This is a genomic window from Pollutimonas rozaliensis (assembly GCF_048751585.1).
Taxonomy (GTDB): domain Bacteria; phylum Pseudomonadota; class Gammaproteobacteria; order Burkholderiales; family Burkholderiaceae_B.
Window position 1 is genome coordinate 1 of sequence record NZ_JAZHOB010000370.1, and the last position, 235, is coordinate 235.

Below are 235 nucleotides of genomic sequence, written 5' to 3' on the forward strand. Positions count from 1 at the left end.
TTCATAAACAGGTTAGACTGCGCACCGGTTTTTACGATCGCAATCTGGTCAAAATTTATCAGGGCGAAGCCCGGTTTATCGATAATCATCATCTGGAAATTAGTAATGCTGATGGTAGTAGTTATGTGTTAAGTGCTGAAACTATTGTTATTGCCAGTGGCTCGCGTCCTTACCGACCAGCTCATGTTGATTTTACTCACCCCAGAATTTATGACAGCGACACCATTTTGTCATT

General features: G+C 41.7%; 1 pseudogene. It reads left to right on the forward strand.

Annotation, left to right across the window (positions count from 1 at the left end):
* A pseudogene (locus V0R37_RS23275) lies at window positions 1–235 on the forward strand (hypothetical protein); the annotation flags it as partial.